This window comes from Pseudonocardia sp. P-1, assembly GCF_058111925.1.
This window is the reverse complement of the sequence record NZ_CM176614.1, coordinates 150,467-169,546: the sequence shown is the minus strand read 5'-3', so window position 1 is coordinate 169,546 and position 19,080 is coordinate 150,467. Positions and strand designations below refer to the sequence as shown.

At 74.8% G+C, this 19,080-nt stretch carries 18 protein-coding genes; 11 read left to right on the top strand and 7 right to left on the bottom strand.

The window, feature by feature from the left end; all coding sequences use genetic code 11:
• Nucleotides 1–7: 7 nt before the first annotated feature.
• On the top strand, nt 8–835 hold the full coding sequence (locus tag AC0GKK_RS00795; protein ID WP_489882903.1) for an arylamine N-acetyltransferase family protein: 828 nt from the start codon (nt 8–10) through the stop codon (nt 833–835).
• A 60-nt stretch (nt 836–895) separates the two neighbouring features.
• On the opposite strand, the gene AC0GKK_RS00790 is transcribed toward AC0GKK_RS00795, so the two are convergent.
• From AC0GKK_RS00790 to AC0GKK_RS00760, 7 genes are read right to left on the bottom strand one after another with little or no spacing between them, the layout of a single operon-like run.
• Complete coding sequence (locus AC0GKK_RS00790) at nt 896–1,309, bottom strand: metal-sulfur cluster assembly factor (protein WP_020624271.1); 414 nt, start codon at nt 1,307–1,309, stop codon at nt 896–898.
• Complete coding sequence (gene sufU / locus AC0GKK_RS00785; RefSeq protein WP_062395379.1) at nt 1,306–1,770, bottom strand: Fe-S cluster assembly sulfur transfer protein SufU; 465 nt, start codon at nt 1,768–1,770, stop codon at nt 1,306–1,308. The genes AC0GKK_RS00790 and sufU overlap by 4 nt, the downstream gene beginning before the upstream one ends.
• A gap of 1 nt (nt 1,771) precedes the next feature.
• Nucleotides 1,772–3,109, bottom strand: coding sequence for a cysteine desulfurase (locus AC0GKK_RS00780; RefSeq protein WP_489882902.1), 1,338 nt, complete (start codon nt 3,107–3,109; stop codon nt 1,772–1,774).
• 2 nt (nt 3,110–3,111) lie between these two features.
• Nucleotides 3,112–3,897 carry a Fe-S cluster assembly ATPase SufC gene (gene sufC, locus AC0GKK_RS00775; protein WP_253067930.1) on the bottom strand — a complete coding sequence of 262 codons (786 nt, stop codon included), beginning with the start codon at nt 3,895–3,897 and terminating at the stop codon, nt 3,112–3,114.
• A gap of 54 nt (nt 3,898–3,951) precedes the next feature.
• Nucleotides 3,952–5,142: a Fe-S cluster assembly protein SufD gene (gene sufD, locus AC0GKK_RS00770; RefSeq protein WP_224402333.1), complete on the bottom strand. Its 1,191-nt coding sequence runs from the start codon at nt 5,140–5,142 to the stop codon at nt 3,952–3,954.
• A complete protein-coding gene (sufB, locus tag AC0GKK_RS00765; RefSeq protein ID WP_062395386.1) occupies nt 5,139–6,575 on the bottom strand; it encodes a Fe-S cluster assembly protein SufB in 1,437 nt (478 codons plus the stop codon). Before sufB ends, sufD begins: the two co-directional genes overlap by 4 nt.
• Nucleotides 6,559–7,380, bottom strand: a complete 822-nt coding sequence (locus tag AC0GKK_RS00760) for a helix-turn-helix transcriptional regulator (protein ID WP_337826698.1) — start codon at nt 7,378–7,380, stop codon at nt 6,559–6,561. Before AC0GKK_RS00760 ends, sufB begins: the two co-directional genes overlap by 17 nt.
• A gap of 201 nt (nt 7,381–7,581) precedes the next feature.
• Between AC0GKK_RS00760 and mptB the strand changes: the two genes are divergently transcribed.
• Genes mptB through AC0GKK_RS00710 form a run of 10 tightly spaced genes read left to right on the top strand, consistent with a single transcriptional unit; the run spans nt 7,582 to nt 19,078 of the window.
• Nucleotides 7,582–9,270, top strand: coding sequence for a polyprenol phosphomannose-dependent alpha 1,6 mannosyltransferase MptB (gene mptB / locus AC0GKK_RS00755; RefSeq protein ID WP_476651571.1), 1,689 nt, complete (start codon nt 7,582–7,584; stop codon nt 9,268–9,270).
• Nucleotides 9,267–10,178, top strand: a complete 912-nt coding sequence (locus AC0GKK_RS00750) for an ABC transporter ATP-binding protein (RefSeq protein WP_253067928.1) — start codon at nt 9,267–9,269, stop codon at nt 10,176–10,178. The genes mptB and AC0GKK_RS00750 overlap by 4 nt, the downstream gene beginning before the upstream one ends.
• A complete protein-coding gene (locus AC0GKK_RS00745) occupies nt 10,175–10,954 on the top strand; it encodes an ABC transporter permease (RefSeq protein ID WP_374210161.1) in 780 nt (259 codons plus the stop codon). The genes AC0GKK_RS00750 and AC0GKK_RS00745 overlap by 4 nt, the downstream gene beginning before the upstream one ends.
• A gap of 15 nt (nt 10,955–10,969) precedes the next feature.
• Nucleotides 10,970–11,956 (top strand): COX15/CtaA family protein, encoded by a 987-nt coding sequence (locus AC0GKK_RS00740; RefSeq protein WP_489882901.1) that lies wholly within the window; start codon nt 10,970–10,972, stop codon nt 11,954–11,956.
• Nucleotides 11,957–12,009: 53 nt separating this feature from the next.
• A complete protein-coding gene (locus AC0GKK_RS00735; protein WP_489882900.1) occupies nt 12,010–13,068 on the top strand; it encodes a LolA family protein in 1,059 nt (352 codons plus the stop codon).
• Nucleotides 13,065–14,033 carry an ABC transporter ATP-binding protein gene (locus AC0GKK_RS00730; RefSeq protein WP_489882899.1) on the top strand — a complete coding sequence of 323 codons (969 nt, stop codon included), beginning with the start codon at nt 13,065–13,067 and terminating at the stop codon, nt 14,031–14,033. The genes AC0GKK_RS00735 and AC0GKK_RS00730 overlap by 4 nt, the downstream gene beginning before the upstream one ends.
• A gap of 25 nt (nt 14,034–14,058) precedes the next feature.
• Nucleotides 14,059–14,877, top strand: coding sequence for an ABC transporter permease (locus AC0GKK_RS00725; protein ID WP_489882898.1), 819 nt, complete (start codon nt 14,059–14,061; stop codon nt 14,875–14,877).
• Between the two features lie 46 nt (nt 14,878–14,923).
• Entirely contained in the window at nt 14,924–15,895 is a 972-nt protein-coding gene (locus tag AC0GKK_RS00720) for a quinone oxidoreductase family protein (protein WP_405416868.1), read from the top strand.
• Between the two features lie 52 nt (nt 15,896–15,947).
• Nucleotides 15,948–18,014 (top strand): S9 family peptidase, encoded by a 2,067-nt coding sequence (locus tag AC0GKK_RS00715; protein WP_100877642.1) that lies wholly within the window; start codon nt 15,948–15,950, stop codon nt 18,012–18,014.
• Entirely contained in the window at nt 18,011–19,078 is a 1,068-nt protein-coding gene (locus AC0GKK_RS00710) for an amidase family protein (RefSeq protein ID WP_482637599.1), read from the top strand. The genes AC0GKK_RS00715 and AC0GKK_RS00710 overlap by 4 nt, the downstream gene beginning before the upstream one ends.
• Nucleotides 19,079–19,080: the final 2 nt, after the last annotated feature.

Below are 19,080 nucleotides of genomic sequence, written 5' to 3'. Positions count from 1 at the left end.
GGGCACCATGACGAGCACGGTGACCACCTCCGCCGCCGCGTACCTCGACCTCCTCGCGGTCGACCGGGCGACACCGGACCGGGCGCTGCTCGACCGGGTCGTGACCGCGCACAACGCGACCATCCCGTTCGAGAACCTCGACCCGTTCACCGGTGTCGAGCCGCCGACCACCTCCGACGGCGTCGCGGCGAAGCTGGTGCACGGCCGGCGCGGCGGCTGGTGCTTCGAGCACAACCGCCTGCTGTACGACGTGCTGGCCGCGGTGGGGTACCAGGTCACCCCGCTCGTCGGCCGGGTCCGCCTCGGCCTGGCCCCGGCGGACCCGCCGACGTCGCGCACCCACCGGCTCACCCTCGTCGACACCACCCAGGGCCGCTTCACCGTCGACGCCGGGTTCGGCTCGACGGTGCCGACCACCGCGCTGCGGCTCGTCGCCGGGCTGGAGCAGCCGACCCCGCAGGCGACCTACCGCTATACCCGCGACGACCACGGTGCCTGGGTCCTGCAGCGGCGCGGCAGCGGTGACTGGGCCGACCAGCACGTCTTCGACCTGGTCCCCGCCCCGGACGTCGACTTCGCGATGGGCTCCTGGTACCTGACCCACCACCCGGCGTCGCACTTCCGGACCGGGCTCGTCGCCGCGCGCACCACCCCGGAGCACCGGACCACCCTCGACGGGACCCGGCTCACCGTGCGCACCGCCGACGGCGACGTGGCGCGGCACGACCTCACCTCCCCCGCCCGGGTCCGGGACGCGCTGGAGGAGCACCTCGGTGTCGACACCGGCGCCGTCGCGGGGCTGGAGGACCGGCTGCGGGAGGTCTACTTCCCGTGAGACGACGACGGGCCGGACCCCCTGGTGGGGATCCGGCCCGTCGGGGGCGGTGCGGGGTCGTCAGACCCGGAAGCCGAGGGCCCGCAGCTGCTCGCGGCCGTCCTCGGTGATCTTCTCGGGGCCCCACGGCGGCATCCAGACCCAGTTGATCCGGACGTCGTCGACGAGGCCGCCGTCGGGACCGGCGGTGAGCGCGGAGCGGGTCTGCTCCTCGATCACGTCGGTCAGCGGGCAGGCCGCCGAGGTCAGCGTCATGTCGATGACGGCGGTTCCGCCGTCCCGGTCGATGCCGTAGACGAGGCCGAGGTCGACGACGTTGATGCCCAGCTCGGGGTCGACGACGTCCTTCATCGCCTCCTCCAGGGCCTCGAGGGTCGCGCCGTCACCGGCGTCGGCCCGGGCGGGCGGCTCGGGCATGCCCGCCGCGCCGCGCACCACGTCCTCGGAGGTGCTCTGTTCGGTGGTCTCGCTCATGCCGGACTCCCCTCGGAGTTCTCGATGCGGGCGTCGGTGCGGCTCACCGCGTCCTTGAATGCCATCCAGCCCAGGAGAGCACACTTGACCCGCGCCGGGTACTTGGCGACGCCGGCGAAGGCCACGCCGTCGCCGATGACGTCCTCGTCGGGCTCGACCCTGCCGCGTCCCTGGGCCATCTCCTGGAACGACGCCATGATCTTCCACGCCTCGCCGACCGGCTTGCCGGCGACGAGGTCGTGCAGCACCGACACCGACGCCTGGCTGATCGAACAGCCCAGCGTCTCGTAGGACACGTCGGTGACCACGTCCCCGTCGACCTTGACCCGCAGCGTGACCTCGTCCCCGCAGGTGGGGTTCACGTGGTGGGTCTCGGCGTCGTAGGGCTCGCGCAGACCGGCACCGTGCGGGTCGCGGTAGTGGTCCAGGATGATCTCCTGGTACATCTGCTGGAGCTGCACGTCACACCGTCCCGAAGAACGTCTGGGCGGCGCGCACCCCGTCGGCCAGCGCGGTGACCTCGTCCAGGGTGTTGTACACCGCGAACGACGCCCGGGCGCTGGCCACGATGCCGAAGCGCCGGTGCAGCGGCCAGGCGCAGTGGTGACCCACGCGGATGGCGACACCGGCGTCGTCGAGCACCTGGGACAGGTCGTGGGCGTGGATGCCGTCCACGACGAACGACACCGCTCCCCCGCGCAGCTCCGCCCCGGGCGGGCCGACGATGCGCAGCCCGTCGATCGCGGACAGCTGCTCGAGCGCGGCCGCGGTCAGCGACGCCTCGTGCGCGGCGACGGTGTCCATCCCGATCGCCCCGAGGTAGTCGACCGCGGCGCCGAGGCCGACGGCCTGCGACGTCATCGGCACCCCGGCCTCGAACTTCTGCGGCGGCGGCGCCCAGGTCGCGCCCTCCATCCGGACGGTCTCGATCATCGAGCCACCGGTGAGGAACGGCGGGAGCGCCTCGAGGAGCTCCCGGCGGCCGTAGAGGACGCCGACCCCGGAGGGCCCGAGCATCTTGTGCCCGGAGAAGACCGCGAAGTCCACCCCGAGCCGGTGCAGGTCGACCGGCATGTGCGGCACCGACTGGCAGGCGTCGAGCACGGTCAGCGCGCCGACCGCGGCGGCCCGCTCCACCAGCTGCGCGACCGGCGCGACGGCGCCGGTGACGTTCGACTGGTGGGTGAACGCCACGACCCGCGTCCGGTCGGTGAGCTCGAGCGAGTCGAGGTCGATCCGGCCGTCGTCGGTGACGGAGTACCAGCGCAGGGTCGCGCCGGTCCGCCGGCACAGCTCCTGCCACGGGATGAGGTTCGCGTGGTGCTCCAGCTCGGTGACGACGACCTCGTCACCGGGGCCGAGCGCGAACCGTTCGGAGGCGGCGTCGAGCCCGGTCCGGACCGAGGCGTTGCCCAGGCCGTAGGCGACCAGGTTGATGCCCTCGGTCGCGTTCTTGACGAACACGACCTCGTCGTCGTTCGCACCGACGAACGCCGCGATGCGTGCCCGGGCGGACTCGTAGGCGTCGGTGGCCTCCTCGGCGAGCTGGTGCGCGCCCCGGTGGACGGCCGCGTTGTGCCGCTCCAGGAACGTGCGCTCGGCGTCGAGCACCTGGCGCGGCCGCTGGGAGGTCGCACCGGAGTCGAGGTAGACCAGCGGCTTCTCCTCGCGCACGGTGCGCGCGAGGATCGGGAAGTCCGCCCGGATCCGGGCCACGGCGTCGGCACCGAGAGCAGCGCCGGCGGAACGAGCATCGGCACTGTGGCCGGCCGTGGTCCCGGTTCCGTGGGTGAGGGTCATGGTCAGGCCAGTGCCTTCTGGTCCGCCGCCGCCTTGTCGGCCTGGGTGAACCGGACGTAGCCGTTCTTCTCCAGCTCGTCGGCCAGCTCGGGGCCGCCGGACTCGACGACGCGGCCGCCGGCGAACACGTGCACGCGGTCCGGCTTGATGTGGTTCAGGATCCGCGTGTAGTGCGTGATCAGCAGGACGCCGGTCTCGCCGCTCGACCGGTACCGGTTCACGCCCTCGGACACGACGCGCAGGGCGTCGACGTCGAGGCCGGAGTCGGTCTCGTCGAGCACGGCGAACTTCGGGTTCAGCAGCTCGAGCTGGAGCACCTCGTGGCGCTTCTTCTCACCGCCGGAGAAGCCCTCGTTGACCGAGCGGTCGGCGAACTCCGGGGAGATGTCGAGGCCGGCCATGGCCTCCTTGACCTCCTTGACCCAGGTCCGCAGCTTCGGCGCCTCGCCGCGGGTGGCGGTGGCCGCCGAGCGCAGGAAGTTCGCCATCGACACGCCCGGGACCTCGACCGGGTACTGCATGGCCAGGAACAGCCCGGCCCGCGCCCGCTCGTCGACCGACATCTCCAGGACGTTCTCGCCGTCCAGCAGCACCTCGCCACCGGTGACGGTGTACTTCGGGTGCCCGGCGATGGCGTAGGCCAGCGTGGACTTGCCGGAGCCGTTCGGCCCCATGATCGCGTGCGTCTCGCCCGCGCGGACGGTGAGGTTCACACCGCGCAGGATCTCCTTGGGGCCGTCCTCGGTCTCGACCGAGGCGTGCAGGTCCTTGATCTCCAGAGTGGACATCGGTGGTGGTCGCTCCGTATTCGGGAAGTGTGCGGAATCGGTGCCGAGCTGCGCTCAGACGCCGGTGAGCGCGAGCTCGGCCTCGACGGCCGCCTCGAGGCGCTCCTTGAGCTCCGGCAGCGTGATCTTGTTCAGGACCTCGCCGAAGAACCCGCGGACGACCAGGCGACGCGCCTGGTCCTCGGGGATGCCGCGGCTGCGCAGGTAGAACAGCTGCTCGTCGTCGAACCGGCCGGTGGCGCTCGCGTGGCCCGCGCTCACGATCTCGCCGGTCTCGATCTCCAGGTTGGGCACGGAGTCGGCGCGGCAGTGCTCGGTGAGCACCAGGTTCCGGTTGAACTCGAAGGTCTCGGTGTTCTCGGCGGCGGCCCGGATCAGCACGTCGCCGATCCACACCACGTGCGAGGAGTCCTTCGTCAGGCTCTGCAGCGCGTTCTTGTAGAGCACGTTGGACTTGCAGTTCGGCACCGCGTGGTCCACCAGCAGCCGCTGCTCGAGGTGCTGGCCGGCGTCGGTGAAGCCGAGCCCGACGAGCTCGGCGTCGCCGCCGGGGCCGGCGTAGCGCACGGTCGAGGAGACCCGGACCAGGTCGCCGCCCAGCTGGACCGTGGTGGCCCGCAGGGTGGCGTCGCGCCCGATCGAGTAGTGCTCGGCGCCCACGTGCACGGCGTCGTCGGCCCACTCCTCGGTCACGACCAGCGTGAGCTGCGAGCCGTCGCCCAGGACCACCTCGGTGTTGTCGGCCAGCACGCCCGACCCCCGGTGCACGACGACGACCGTGGCCTGCGTGTGCGGGGTGGTGCGGATGTGCAGGTGGCCGGCCGCCGTGACGCCCTCGCCGGGGCCGTCCACGGTGACGGTCACCGGGTCGAGCTTCTCCCCGTCCAGGGTGACCAGGGTGGCCTCGCCGAACCCGGACCAGGCCGCGGCGGCGACCCGGTCGAACGGGACACCGCCCTCGCCGATCCGGGCGTCGTCGCGGCCGACCTTCTCGACGGTCACCCCGGCGGCCTCGGTGACCGAGACCGGCGCGGTGCCCTCGAACGCGGCACTGCCGTCGTGCAGGCCCTTGAGCCGGCGCAGCGGGGTGAACCGCCAGTTCTCCTCGCGGCCACCGGGGACCTCGAACGCCTCCACGTCGAAGGACTGGAAGCGCTCGCCGGCCGAGGCGATCGGGACCTCGCCCTGCCCCTCCTTGGCGCCCTTCAGCTCGGGCGCGAGGCCGGCAACGTCACTCGTCGTCATCCGACGGAACCCTCCATCTGCAGTTCGATCAGCCGGTTCAGCTCCAGCGCGTACTCCATCGGCAGCTCGCGCGCGATGGGCTCGACGAACCCGCGCACGACCATGGCCATGGCCTCGTCCTCGGTCAGACCGCGGCTCATCAGGTAGAAGAGCTGGTCGTCCGAGACCTTGGAGACGGTGGCCTCGTGCCCCATCGACACGTCGTCGTTGCGGATGTCGACGTAGGGGTAGGTGTCCGAGCGCGAGATCGTGTCGACCAGCAGCGCGTCGCACTTCACCGTCGAGCGGGAGTTGCGTGCCCGCGGGTTGACCTGGATCAGGCCGCGGTAGGACGTACGCCCGCCGCCGCGCGCCACCGACTTCGACACGATCGTCGAGGAGGTGTTGGGCGCGAGGTGGACCATCTTGGCGCCGGCGTCCTGGTGCTGGCCCTCGCCCGCGAACGCGATCGAGAGGACCTCGCCCTTGGCGTGCTCGCCCATCAGCCACACGGCCGGGTACTTCATGGTCACCTTGGAGCCGAGGTTGCCGTCGACCCACTCCATGGTCGCGCCCTCCTCGGCCTTGGCGCGCTTGGTGACCAGGTTGTAGACGTTGTTCGACCAGTTCTGGATCGTGGTGTAGCGGCAGCGGCCGCCCTTCTTGACCACGATCTCGACGACGGCCGAGTGCAGCGAGTCGGTCTTGTAGATCGGCGCGGTGCAGCCCTCGACGTAGTGCACGTAGGCACCCTCGTCGACGATGATCAGCGTCCGCTCGAACTGGCCCATGTTCTCGGTGTTGATCCGGAAGTAGGCCTGCAGCGGGATGTCGACGTGCACGCCCGGCGGCACGTAGATGAACGAGCCACCGGACCAGACCGCGGAGTTCAGGGCGGAGAACTTGTTGTCACCGGACGGGATGACCGAGCCGAAGTACTCCCGGAACAGCTCCGGGTGCTCCTTCAGCGCGGTGTCGGTGTCCAGGAAGATGACGCCCTGCTGCTCGAGGTCCTCGCGGATCGAGTGGTAGACGACCTCGGACTCGTACTGCGCCGCGACACCGGAGACCAGGCGGGCCTTCTCGGCCTCCGGGATCCCCAGCTTGTCGTAGGTGTTCTTGATGTCCTCGGGCAGGTCGTCCCAGGTGGCTGCCTGCTTCTCCGAGGAGCGCACGAAGTACTTGATGTTGTCGAAGTCGATCCCGGACAGGTCGGAGCCCCAGCGCGGCATCGGCTTCTTGCCGAAGATGTCGAGCGCCTTCTGCCGGAACTCCAGCATCCACTCGGGCTCGCTCTTCAGGCGGGAGATGTCGGCGACGACCTCGGAGGACAGGCCACGCTTCGCGATGGAGCCCGCCTCGTCGGAGTCGGCCCAGCCGAAGTCGTACCGGCCGAGCGCCGCGATCGTCTCCTCCTGCGTGAGCTCGGTGCGCACATCAGGAGTGGTCGTCATAAGGACTGCCTCCCTTTCGGGGACCGTGGTGGGAGAGGGTCCCGCCGTCGGCGGAGCCCCCTTCTTCTTGCACCTGCCGCACCTGCGCAGTGGGTCTCCCACTCACGGTGACGGAACGGCCTTGCTTCTTACCTCTCGCCCGCGCGAGGAGTTCGGGATCCTCGAGCGGGACGTGTGTGGTGCACGCGGCGTCGCCGCGGGCGATCGTGGCCAGCCGCTGCACGTGCGTACCCAGCAGCTCGGCGAACGCACGCGTCTCGGCCTCGCAGAGTTCCGGGAACTCGGTGGCCACGTGGGCCACCGGGCAGTGGTGCTGGCACAGCTGCACCCCGAAGCCGCCGTGGCGGGCCTGCGCAGCGTAGCCGCGGGCACTGAGCACCCGGGCCAGCGCTTCGACGCGTTCTGCGGGCTCCGCCGGGGCGGTCACCGCATCGAGGTCGGACCCGAGCAGCTCGCGCACCCGGTGCCGCGCGAAGGCGTCGACCGCCTCCTCCCCCGCCGTCTCGGCGAGGAAGCGCAGTGCCTGGGTGGCCAGGTCGTCGTACCCGTGCCCGAACCGGACCCGGCCCGTGTCGGTGAGCAGGTACTCCCGGGCCGGACGGCCCCGGCCGCGCGGACGGGCGGACCGGGCCGGGGCCCGGACCTCCGCCTCGCCGTCGGCGATCAGCGCGTCGAGGTGCCGGCGCACGGCGGCCTCGGTGAGCTCCAGCTCGGCCGCCACGACGGCGGCCGTGACCGGACCCTGCTCCATGAGCACCCGCGCCACGAGTGCGCGGGTACCCGTGCCGGACCCGACGGGCACCACGGCGTCGCCGCCGACGCCGTGCCCGCAGGCAGGGTCGTCGAGGCGCCGCGGCGCTGTCCGGTCCGTTTTCACAACATCAGTGTTGCGTATATGGCCCGGCACGGCAAAACAGACCCCCCGCCGTGGTGACCGGGCTCACTCCACCCGCAGGTGAGGGCCGGTACCGGCCCCCCCGTCACCGCACCACTAACCTCTCCTCCCATGGTGACGCCCGAGGTCGCCCCGCCCGGGCGCGACGACCCCCCGACGCGTGCGGCGCCGTCCGATCCCCCCGCCACACCGCCGTCGACCGGCCACCCGGCCCGGCGCGGCCTGCGTGAGCAGGCCCGGATCGCGCGGATCCTCGGTCTGACCGGCGCCCTGCTGATGGGGATCAGCGCGCTGGGCTCCGGGGCGTTCCCGGTACCGAACCCGCTCAACGGGCTGCGCGTGATCGGGCTCCCCTCGCGCAACGTCACCCTCGCGATCGCCGTCACCTACGCGGGCCTGCTCATGGTGGTCACGGCCTGGCTGTGGATCGCCCGGATGCTGACCACCCGCGGAGCGCACCACCCCGCGCCCGAGCGCCGCGAGCTCGGCCGCACCGCGATCCTGTGGGGGGTGCCGCTGGCGCTGGCGCCGCCGATGTTCTCCAAGGACATCTACAGCTACCTCGCCCAGAGCGCGACGCTCGCCCGCGGGATCGATCCGTACTCGATCGGTCCCGCGCAGGCGCTCGGCATCGACGACCCGCTGGTCCGCGGGATCCCCACGGTCTGGCGCGACACCCCGGCGCCCTACGGCCCGCTGTTCCTCGGCCTCGGCCGCGGGATCACCGCGCTGTCCGGGGAGAACGTGGTGCTCGGCATCCTCGAGCACCGGCTGCTCGCGCTGCTCGGCGTCGCCCTGATGGTGTGGGTGCTGCCCCGGCTGGCCTCCCGGTTCGACCTCGACGCCGGCCTGGTCCTGTGGCTCGGCGCGGCGAACCCGCTGGTGCTGTTCCACATGGTCAGCGGGATCCACAACGAGTCGATCATGCTGCCGCTGCTGCTGCTCGGGCTCTGGGTGATGCTCGGGCGCGACGACACCGTCCGGCCGTGGTGGCGGATCACCGGCGGTGCCGCGCTGATCGTCGCCGCGGCCTCGGTGAAGCTCCCGGCGCTGCTCGCGCTCGGCTTCGTCGGCGTGTACCTGGTCCGCAGGCGCGGCGGCAGGCTCCTCGACTGGGCCGTGATGACGGCCTGGCTGTCCGCGATCGCCGCGGCCGTGCTCACCTTCTTCAGCCTGGCCACCGGGCTGGGGTTCAACTGGGTGCGCGGGCTGTCCGCACCCAGCGTGCTCATCTCGCCCATGTCGATCAGCACCAACCTGGGGCTGCTCGCCGGGCAGGTCGGCCGGCTCGCCGGGCTCGGCGACCACACCGAGACCACGATGGGCCTGATGCGCAGCCTGTTCGTGCTGCCGATCGCGGTGATCGTGGTCGTGCTGCTGCTCGGCTGCCTGCGCGGGAAGGTCGACCCGGTCACCGGCACCGGCCTCGGGCTCGGCGCCGTCGTGCTGCTCGGTCCGGTCGTGCACCCCTGGTACCTGTTCTGGGCGCTGCTGCCGCTGGTCGTGACCCGGGCGATGCCGTTCTACCGCCGCGGCCTGCTGCTGCTGTCGGTCGTGCTCGCGCTGGCCGTGCCGCCCACCGGCGCCGACTTCTTCTTCCGCGGGTTCCAGCTGCCGCTGGCCATCACCGCGGGCGCCGCCATGTACACCCTCGCGCTGTACGTGGTCGCCCGGCTGATCCGCTCCCCCGGTGACGCCGGTGACGCCGGTGACCCGGCCCGCCCGGACGACGGCACCGGCACCCCGGGCGGCGCCACCGCCGGGACCCGCGCGCCGTCGGACCCGGAGCCCGCCCGGTGAGCGCCGCCCTGGAGATCCGCGGCCTCGTCGTGCGCTACGGACCCACGACCGCCGTCGACGGCATCGACCTCGACCTCGCCCGCGGCGAGGTGCTCGCCCTGCTCGGCCCGAACGGCGCCGGCAAGTCCTCGACCGTCGAGGTGTGCACCGGGTTCCGGGCGCCCTCGGCCGGACGGGTGCGGGTCCTCGGTCACGACCCGGCCGACGAGGCCGTCCGCCCCCGGGTGGGCGTCATGCCGCAGGGCGGCGGCGCCTACCCGGCCGTTCGGACCGGGGAGATGCTGCACCTGGTCGCCGACTGCGCCGCGCACCCGCTCGACGTCGACATGCTCATCGACGTGCTCGGCCTGCGCCCGCGGGCGGGCACCCCGTACAAGCGGCTGTCCGGTGGGGAGCAGCAGCGCCTGGCGCTGGCCTGCGCCGTCGTCGGGCGCCCGGAGCTGGTGTTCCTCGACGAGCCGACCGCCGGTCTGGACCCGCAGGCCCGCCACCTGGTGTGGAACCTGGTCCGGGCGCTGCGCCGCGACGGCGTCGGGGTGCTGCTCACCACCCATCTGATGGACGAGGCCGAGCAGCTCGCCGACGACGTCGTCATCATCGACCACGGCCGGGTCGTCGCGCACGGCTCGCCCGCCCAGCTCACCGCGGGCGACCAGACCGAGCTGCGGTTCCGGGCCCGGCCCGGCATGGACGTCGCCGGTCTCGACGCCCGGCTGCCCGCCGGCTACGCCAGCTGCGAGACCTCCCCCGGCCGCTACCGGGTCCGCGGCCGGATCGACCCGGGCGCGCTCGCGGCCATCACCTCGTGGTGTGCCGACCAGGGCGTGCTCGCCGACGACGTCCAGGTCGTGCGCCGCAGCCTGGAGGACGTCTTCCTCGACCTCACCGGACGGGAGCTGCGCTCGTGACGACCCCCTTCCCCGAGGGCCTGTTCACCCCCGCCCCCGGCCGCGGCAACGCGCTGACCATGCTGCGGGCCCAGGGCGGCCTGGAGACCCGGCTCGCGCTGCGCAACGCCGAGCAGGTGCTGCTGACCCTGCTCATCCCGGCGGCGCTGCTCGCCGGGCTCACGCTCGTCCCGGCGGTGCCCGCCCCGGAGCCGCGGGTGGCGTGGCTGTTCGCCGCCATGCTGGCGCTGGCCGTGATGAGCTCGGCGTTCACCAGCCAGGCCATCGCGCTCGGCTTCGACCGCCGCTACGGGGCGCTGCGCAGGCTGGCCGCGACGGCGCTGCCCCGCTGGCTGCTGGTGTGCGGGCGGCTGGCCGCGGTCGCCGCCGTCGTCGTGATCCAGGTGGTGCTGCTCGGCGTGCTCGCGGCGCTGCTGGGGTGGTCCCCGGCCGGTGCCCGGCTCGACGGCGCCGCGCTGGCGGTGCTGCTGGGCGCGGCCGCGTTCGGGGCGCTGGGCATCCTGCTGGGCGGGACGCTGCGCGCGGAGATCGTGCTCGCCGTCGCCAACCTGGTGTGGTTCGCGCTGCTGCTGGCGGGCGGGATCGTGGTGCCGGTCGCGGACCTGCCGGGACCGCTGGCGGCGATCGCGCCGTGGCTGCCCTCGGGCGCGCTGGCCGAGGCGCTGCGCTCGGCCCTCGGCGCGGGCGAGTTCCCCGCGGCCGGGCCGCTGCTGGTGCTGACCGGCTGGGCGGTCGTCGCCGGGGTGGCGGCGTCGCGGCTGGTGCGCTGGACCTGAGCCGCATCTTCTACGATGCGTAGTGTGCTGTCCTCGCGCGTGCCCTCCACCCCGCCGGTGCTGATGCGCCGGCTCACGATCGCGAACCTCGTCGCCCAGATCGGGATCGGGGTGACCGGATCGGTCGTGCGGGTCACCGGCTCGGGGCTCGGCTGCTCGACCTGGCCGCAGTGCGAGCCGGGCAGCATGATCCCGGTCGACCACGCCGAGATCGCGCCGCTGCACATGTGGATCGAGTTCTCCAACCGGCTGCTCGGCATCCTGGTGGTGCTCACCGCGGGCGCGGCGCTGCTCGGCGCGCTGTACACCCGGCCGCGGCGCCGCCGCCTCACCGGGCTGGCCCTGGCGATGCCGCTCGGCGTCGTCGCGCAGGCCGTCATCGGCGGGATCACCGTGCTGCTCGGGCTGGCCTGGTGGACGGTGATGCTGCACTTCCTGGCCTCGATGGTGCTGGTCTGGTTCGCGGTGCTGCTCGTCGGCGCCGCAGGCGAGGCCGACGGCCCGGTGACCCGCACGGTCCCCGCCGGCGGACGCGGTCTGGTGCTGTTCTCCACCGCCGTGCTGGCCGTCCTGCTCGTCGCGGGGACCCTGGTCACCGCGGCCGGCCCGCACGGCGGAGACCCGGAGACCCCGCGCCTGGACGTGCCGATCCCCGCGCTCGCGCAGCTGCACGTGGACACGCTGTTCCTCTACCTCGGCACCCTGGTCGGGCTCGGGTTCCTGCTGCACGCGGTGTCCGCCCCGCGGGCGCTGGTGCGCCGGTTCCGGGTGCTCGTCGTGGTCGTCCTCGCCCAGGGCGCGCTCGGCGGGGTCCAGTACGCCCTCGGGGTCCCGGAGCTGCTGGTGTCGCTGCACGTGCTCGGCGCCGGGCTGACCGCCGCCGCGGCCGCCTGGGTGTGGGCCGGTACCGCGACCCGCCCGGCCCCCGTCGACCCCCGCGCCACCCCGACCGGCGACCCGGCGGACACCGCCGCGCCGGAGCCCGCCGGCGCGTCGGTCTGAGTCGGTCCGACCGGCCGCTGCACGATCTGGTGACACTCGGGCACTCTGGAGCCATGACCTCCGCATCCCGGTTGCGACGCGGCGGGATCGCCGTGGTCCTCGCGGCCGCCCTCGCCGTCGCCCTCACCGTGTCGCTGTCGGCGGGCCTGCTCACCACGCGGGCCTCCGCCGCCCCCGAGCTGCCGCCCGTCACCCCGGAGCAGCTCGTCGCCTCTGTCGTCGCCGCGGAGCCGGTCGCGCTGGCCGGCACCGTCGCCGTCGACAACCGGCTGGGGCTTCCCGCCGTGCCGGGACTCCCCTCCGACGGGCTGACCGACGGCACCTCCACCGCGCGGGTCTGGTCCGACGGGACGGGCGACGGCCGCCTCGCCGTCCCCCGCGATGACGGCGAGCGCACCTACGTCCGCGACGGCGCCACGACCTGGGCCTACGACTCCACCGACCGCACCGCGACCCGGTTCCCGAGCCGGGGACACACCCCGGACGCCGACGCCGCGAAGGACCCGGCCGAGGTCGCCCGGACCGTCGTGGCGCGGCTGGGCGCCACCAGCGTGCTGCGGGTCGACGGCACCACCGAGGTCGCCGGCCGCCCCGCCTACACCCTGGTCCTGGCGCCGAAGCCCGGTGAGCGCACCGTGCTGCGCGAGGTCCGCGCCGCCGTCGACGCGCAGACCCGGACCCCGCTGGAGCTGACCGTCCTCGGCGCCGGGACCGACCCGGTGCTGCGGATCGGGTTCGACGACGTCACGTTCGGCCCGCAGGACCCGGCCCTGTTCACCTTCACCCCGCCGCCCGGCGCCACCGTCCGCGACGGCACCGCCGGGACGGTGGAGCAGCCCGGCCCCGGGGGCCCCGGCGGCACGCCCGCACGGGCCGCCGCGCCGACCGTCGTCGGCGAGGGCTGGGACACCGTGGTCGTCGGCCGCGTCCCGCAGCGCTCCGGCGACCAGCGGGGCCCGGACCTGTCCGGGCTCGGCACCCCGGTGTCCGGACCGTGGGGCTCCGGCCGCGAGATCACCACGAACGCGGGCTCGGCGATCCTGGCCGGCGACGGCCGCGTCGCCGCCGGTGCCGTCGGCCCGGAGGTCCTCGGCGAGGCCCTGGCCCGGTGACGACCACCCGCTCCGCCCCCGCCGGCCACGTGGCGGACGGGGCCGCGGACGAGCAGCAGCCGGCCGCCCGCGTCCGGGACCTGCGCAAGGTGTTCGGGCGGGTCACCGCCGTCGACGGCGTGGACCTCGACGTCCCGGCCGGGTCGGTGTTCGGGATGCTCGGCCCCAACGGCTCGGGCAAGACGACGCTGATCCGGATGCTGCTCGGGCTGACCACCCCGACCTCCGGCAGCGTCGAGCTCCTCGGGCTCCCGGTACCGGGCGGGCTCGCCACGACGCTCCCCGACGTGGGCGCGCTGGTCGAGGGGCCGGGGTTCCACCCGTTCCTGTCCGGGCGGGAGAACCTGCGCCGGGTCGCGGCGACCGAGCCGCGGCTCGCGCCGGGCGAGGTGCGGCCCGCGGTGGAGGCGGCACTGGAGCGGGTCGGGCTGGCCGCGGCCGCCGGGCGCCGGTTCCGCGGCTACTCCCTCGGGATGAAGCAGCGCCTCGGGCTGGCCGCGGCGCTGCTCGTCCCGCGGCGGCTCGTCGTGCTCGACGAACCCACCAACGGCCTCGACCCGGCAGGGACACGGGAGATCCGGGCGATCGTCGCCGAGCTGCGGGCGGGCGGGGCGACGGTACTGCTGTCGTCGCACCTGCTGCCGGAGGTCGAGGCGGTGTGCACGCACGTGGCCGTGCTCAAGCAGGGCACGCTGCTCGCGGCGGGACCGCTGGACCGGCTGCTGGGCGCCGCCGATGGTGACTGGGAGATCGCGACCACCGACCCGGCGGCGGCGCTGCGGGAGCTCGGGGCCGCGGGCGCCGACGCCCGGGCCGAGGGCTCGGCCGTCGTCCTGGCCGCCGACGCCGACGGGCCGCGGCTGTTCGCCGGACTCGTCGGGGCCGGGGTGGCGGTGCACGGGCTGGCCCGGCGCCGCACCGGCCTGGAGGAGCTGTTCACCCGGATCACCGAGGGCGACGCGTGAGCGCCCCGCCCGCCCCGCCCGGCCGGTGTCGTGGCGGCGGCTGCTCGGGGCCGAGTTGCGCTGGGTGCTGCGCAGGCCCCGGACCTGGGTGATGGTCGCGCTGCTCGGGGCGGTGCCGGTCCTGATGGCGGTCGGGCTCGTGCTGGCCGACGGGCCGCGCCGCGGCCTGCTCTCGGAGGTCGTCGGCAACGGGCTGACCCTGCCCGTCGCGGCGCTGACCCTGCTGATGGCGCTGCTGCTGCCGCTGGTGGTCACCGTCGCGGCGGCGGACGCGATCGCCGGAGAGGCCCAGCACGGCACCCTGCGCGGGCTGCTGCTGGCCCCGGTGGGGCGGCTGCGGCTGGTCGCGATGAAGGCGTTCGGGGTGCTGGTGGTGGCCGCGGTCGCGGTCGCGGTGGTCTGCGTGGTCGGGCTGGTGGCGGGGTGGGCGCTGATCGGGCCCCCTGCGGTCGTCGGCGACGGCGGGGCGCTGCTGACGATGTCCGGCTCGGTGCTGGACCTGACGTCGGCCGTCGGCCGGATCGCGCTGGTCGCGCTGTGGACGCTGGGGCAGCTCGCCGCGGTCGGCGCGGTGGCGCTGGCGGTGTCGTCGTTCACCGAGCACCCGCTGGTGGTGCTGTCCTCGGTGCTCGGCGGGATCATCCTGTCCGGGGTGCTCGGCGCGATCCCCGCCCTGGAGCCGATCCGCCCGTTCCTGCTCACCGACGGCTGGTCCGCCGGGGTCGACGTGCTGCGCGACCCGCTGCCGACCGCCGGGCTCGTCTCGAGCACCGGGCTCGCGGCGGGCTGGTTCGCCGCCGCCGCGGTCGTGCTCGTGTCCCGGATGCTCCGCCGCGACGCGTGAGGGCATGATCGGGCCCGTCAGCAGCGGCGAGCGACGAGGAGGACACATGCGTGCGGTACGGGTGAGCGAGCCCGGCGGGTCCGAGGTGCTGGAGGTGGTCGACACCGACGCCCCGGTCCCGGGTGCGGGCGAGGTGCTGGTGGAGGTCGCCGCGGCCGGGGTGAACTTCATCGACACCTACCAGCGCGAGGGCATCTACCCGATGGAGACGCCCTACGTCGCCGGGCTGGAGGGCGCGGGCCGGGTCACCGCGCTGGGCGCGGACGTCGACGGTGTCGCGGTCGGGGACCGCATCGCCTGGGCCAACACCCTGGGCAGCTACGCCGAGCAGGTCGCCGTGCCCTGGGCGAAGGCCGTCCCGGTGCCCGAGGGCGTCGCCGACGACGTCGCGGTCGGTGCGGCGCTGCAGGGCATGACCGCCCACTTCCTGGTCAACGACTGCGTCCCGCTGCACGGCGGGGAGACGATCCTGCTGCACGCCGCCGCCGGTGGCGTCGGGCTGCTGCTCACCCAGCTGGCCGTCGCGAAGGGCGCCCGGGTGATCGCGACGACGTCGACGCCGGAGAAGGCCGAGCTGGCCCGCGGCGCCGGCGCCGCCGAGGTGATCGACTACACGGCCGTCGACGACCTCGCCGCCGCCGTCCGCGACCTCACCGGCGGCGCGGGCGTGCACGCCGCGTTCGACTCGGTCGGGCGCAGCACCTTCGACGCGAGCCTCGCCTCGGTGCGCCCGCGCGGCACACTCGTGCTCTACGGCGCCGCGTCCGGCCCGGTCGAGCCGTTCGACCCGCAGCGGCTCAACGCGGCCGGGTCGCTGTACCTGACCCGCCCGAAGCTGTTCGACTACATCGCCACCACCGACGAGCTGCGCACCCGCGCCGCCGCCGTCTACGGCGACGTCGCCGCGGGCCGCCTCGACGTGCGGATCGGGCACCGCTACGACCTGGCGGACGCCCGTACCGCACACGACGACCTGCAGGGCCGCCGCACCACCGGCAAGGTGCTGCTCGTCCCCTGACGGGTCCGGAACGGGGTCGGTCCGCCGCGCGGTGTGCGGTAGAACCGACGGCGTGACCGACACCCCCTTCCACGACCTCGACGCCTACGTCGCGCTCCCCCGCCTCGGCGGGCTCGCCCTGTCCCCCGACGGCACGCGGCTGGTCACCGGGGTCTCCGAGCTCGACGCCGACGGCACCCGCTACCGGACCGCGCTGTGGGAGGTCGACCCCGCGGGCGAGGCCCCGGCGCGGCGGCTGACCCGGGGCGCGGCCGGCGAGTCCGGGCCGGTCTTCACCCCCGACGGTGACCTGCTGTTCCGGTCGGCCCGGCCGGACCCGGACACGGCGGGCGAGGCCGAGCCGCCGACCTCGCTGTGGCGGCTGCCGGCCGCCGGCGGCGAGGCCGAACCGGCGGGGTCGCGCCCCGGTGGCATCTCGGACGTCGCCGTCGCGGCCGACGCGGGGACGGTGGTCGTCTCCGCACCGACCCTGCCCGGGTCGGTCACCACCGCCGACGACGAGCGGCGGCGCACCGCCCGCACCGAGGGCAAGGTCACCGCGATCCTGCACACCGGCTACCCGGTGCGGCACTGGGACCACGACCTCGGCCCGGACGAGGAGCGGCTGCTGCTCGCCCCGCCCCGCGCCGATGTCCCCCGTGGCGGCTCCGGGGAACCGGACGGGACCGACGCCGACCCCTGGACGGACCTCACCCCCGCGCCCGGCCGTGCACTGGACGAGACCTCCTTCGCCGTCTCCCCCGACGGGGCGCGCGTGGTCACCGGCTGGCACCGGGCGCACGGGCACGGCACCTGGCGCCCCGGGCTCGTCGTCGTCGACACCGTCACCGGCGCGCGCACCGACCTCACCACCGACGACGGCCACGAGTACGGCACGCCCCGGATCAGCCCCGACGGGCGCACCGTCGTCGCGCTGCGCGAGCGGGTGTCCACCCCGGAGACCGCGCCGCGGATCGACCTCGTGCTGATCCCGCTCGACGGCGGCGAGCCGCGCCCGGTCGCGCCCGGCTGGGACCGCTGGCCCACCTCGGCGCGCTGGACGCACGACTCGGCCGCGCTCGTCGTGACCGCCGACGAGGACGGTCGCGGCCCGCTGTTCCGGGTCGTGCCGGGCCCGACACCGCAGGACGACACCGTCACCCGCCTGACCGGCGACCACGGCACCTACTCCGACCCGTGCCCGTCGCCGGACGGGCGGTGGGTCTACGCCGTGCGCCACGCCTACGACGCTCCCCCGACCCCGGTCCGGGTGCCCGCCGACGGCCGCGACGCCGAGCCGGAGCTGCTGCCCGCGCCGGCGCAGGCGCCCGCGCTGCCGGGCACCCTCACCGAGCTCGAGACCACCGCCGCCGACGGCACCCGGGTCCGCGCCTGGCTGGTCCTGCCCGACGGCGCCGACGCCGCGCATCCGGTGCCGCTGCTGCTGTGGATCCACGGCGGCCCGCTGGCCAGCTGGAACGCCTGGTCGTGGCGGTGGAACCCGTGGCTGATGGCCGCCCGCGGCTGGGCCGTGCTGCTGCCCGACCCGGCGCTGTCGACCGGCTACGGCCAGGACTTCGTCCAGCGGGGCTGGGGCGCCTGGGGCGGGACGCCGTTCACCGACCTGATGGCGGCCACCGATGCCGCCGTCGCCCGGCCGGAGATCGACGGCACCCGCACCGCGGCGATGGGCGGGTCCTTCGGCGGTTACATGGCCAACTGGGTCGCCGGGCACACCGACCGGTTCGCCGCGGTCGTCACCCACGCCAGCCTGTGGGCGCTCGACCAGTTCGGCCCCACGACCGACCACGCCGACTACTGGCTCACCGAGATGACCCCGGAGATGGCGCAGGCCCACAGCCCGCACCACCACGCCGACGCGATCGTCACCCCGATGCTCGTGATCCACGGCGACCGCGACCACCGCGTCCCGATCGGCGAGGGCTTGCGGCTCTGGTGGGACCTGGTGTCGCGGCAGGCCGACCCGGCGGCGAACCCGCACCGGTTCCTGTACTTCCCCGACGAGAACCACTGGGTGCTCGCGCCGAACCACGCGAAGGTCTGGTACCGGACGGTGTGGGCGTTCCTGGACCACCACGTGCTGGGCGAGGAGTGGGAGACCCCGGACCTGCTGCGGTGAGCACCGGTCCGGGCGCGGTCGCGGTGGCACGGGACCGCCGCGACCGCACCGAGCCCTGGCTGCGGGCGTTCCTGCGGCACGACGACCACGACGTGCCCGTCCCCGGCCCCGCCGTACCGGGTCCGCTCGCCGGCCTGCCGATCGCGGTGAAAGGGCTGCACGGGCACCGCACCCCGGCCGTGCGCGCGCTGCTCGCCGCCGGTGCCGTCCCGATCGGGGCGACCTCGGTGCCGCGTCCGGGCGGCCACCAGACGTGGGGATGGACCGACCGGGGCCCCACCCGCAACCCGTGGCGGGCCGACCGCTCCCCCGGTGGGTCCTCCGCCGGATCCGCGGCCGCCGTCGCCGCCGGAGTCGTCGGGATGGCCACCGGCTCGGACGGCGCCGGGTCGGTCCGCATCCCCGCGGCCTGGTGCGGCGTGCTCGGCTACAAGCCGACCGCGGGGCTCGTCCCGTCGGCCGACCCGCGCGGTCTCGCGGTACCCGGTGTGCTGGTACGGGACCCGGCACTGCTGCGGCCGTGGCTCGACGCCGTCGCCCGCCCGCGCCGGCCGGCCCGGCCGGTGGCGGCGCCGGCGACGGCGGTGTGGTCGGCCGACCTCGGTCTCGACGCCGAGCCCGACCCCGTGGTGGTCGCGGTCGCCGCGACGGCCGCCCGGGACCTGCTCGCCCGTGCCGGGATCACCGAGATCGCGACGCCGGTCCGGCTGCCCGACCCGGCCCCGGCGTGGGCGGCGCTGCGCGCGGGACGAGTCGCGCCGCGGACACCCGGCGAGGCCGTGCCCGCCACGGTGTTCGCGGCGGCGGACCTGCTGCTGACCCCGACCACGCCCGCCGGCCCGCACGGCCACGACGGTCCCGGCGGCCGGATGAACGTGGCTCTGACGTGGGCGTTCAACCTGTCCGGCCACCCGGCGGTGAGCGTTCCCGCCGGTACAGGACCCGACGGCTGCCCGGTCGGGCTGCAGATCGTCGCCCGGCACGGGGCGGATGCGGCGCTGCTGGACCTGGTCGAGCGGGTGGTCCCGCCCGCGGCGGTCGCCCCCGCGCCGGGCCGTGGGTGACC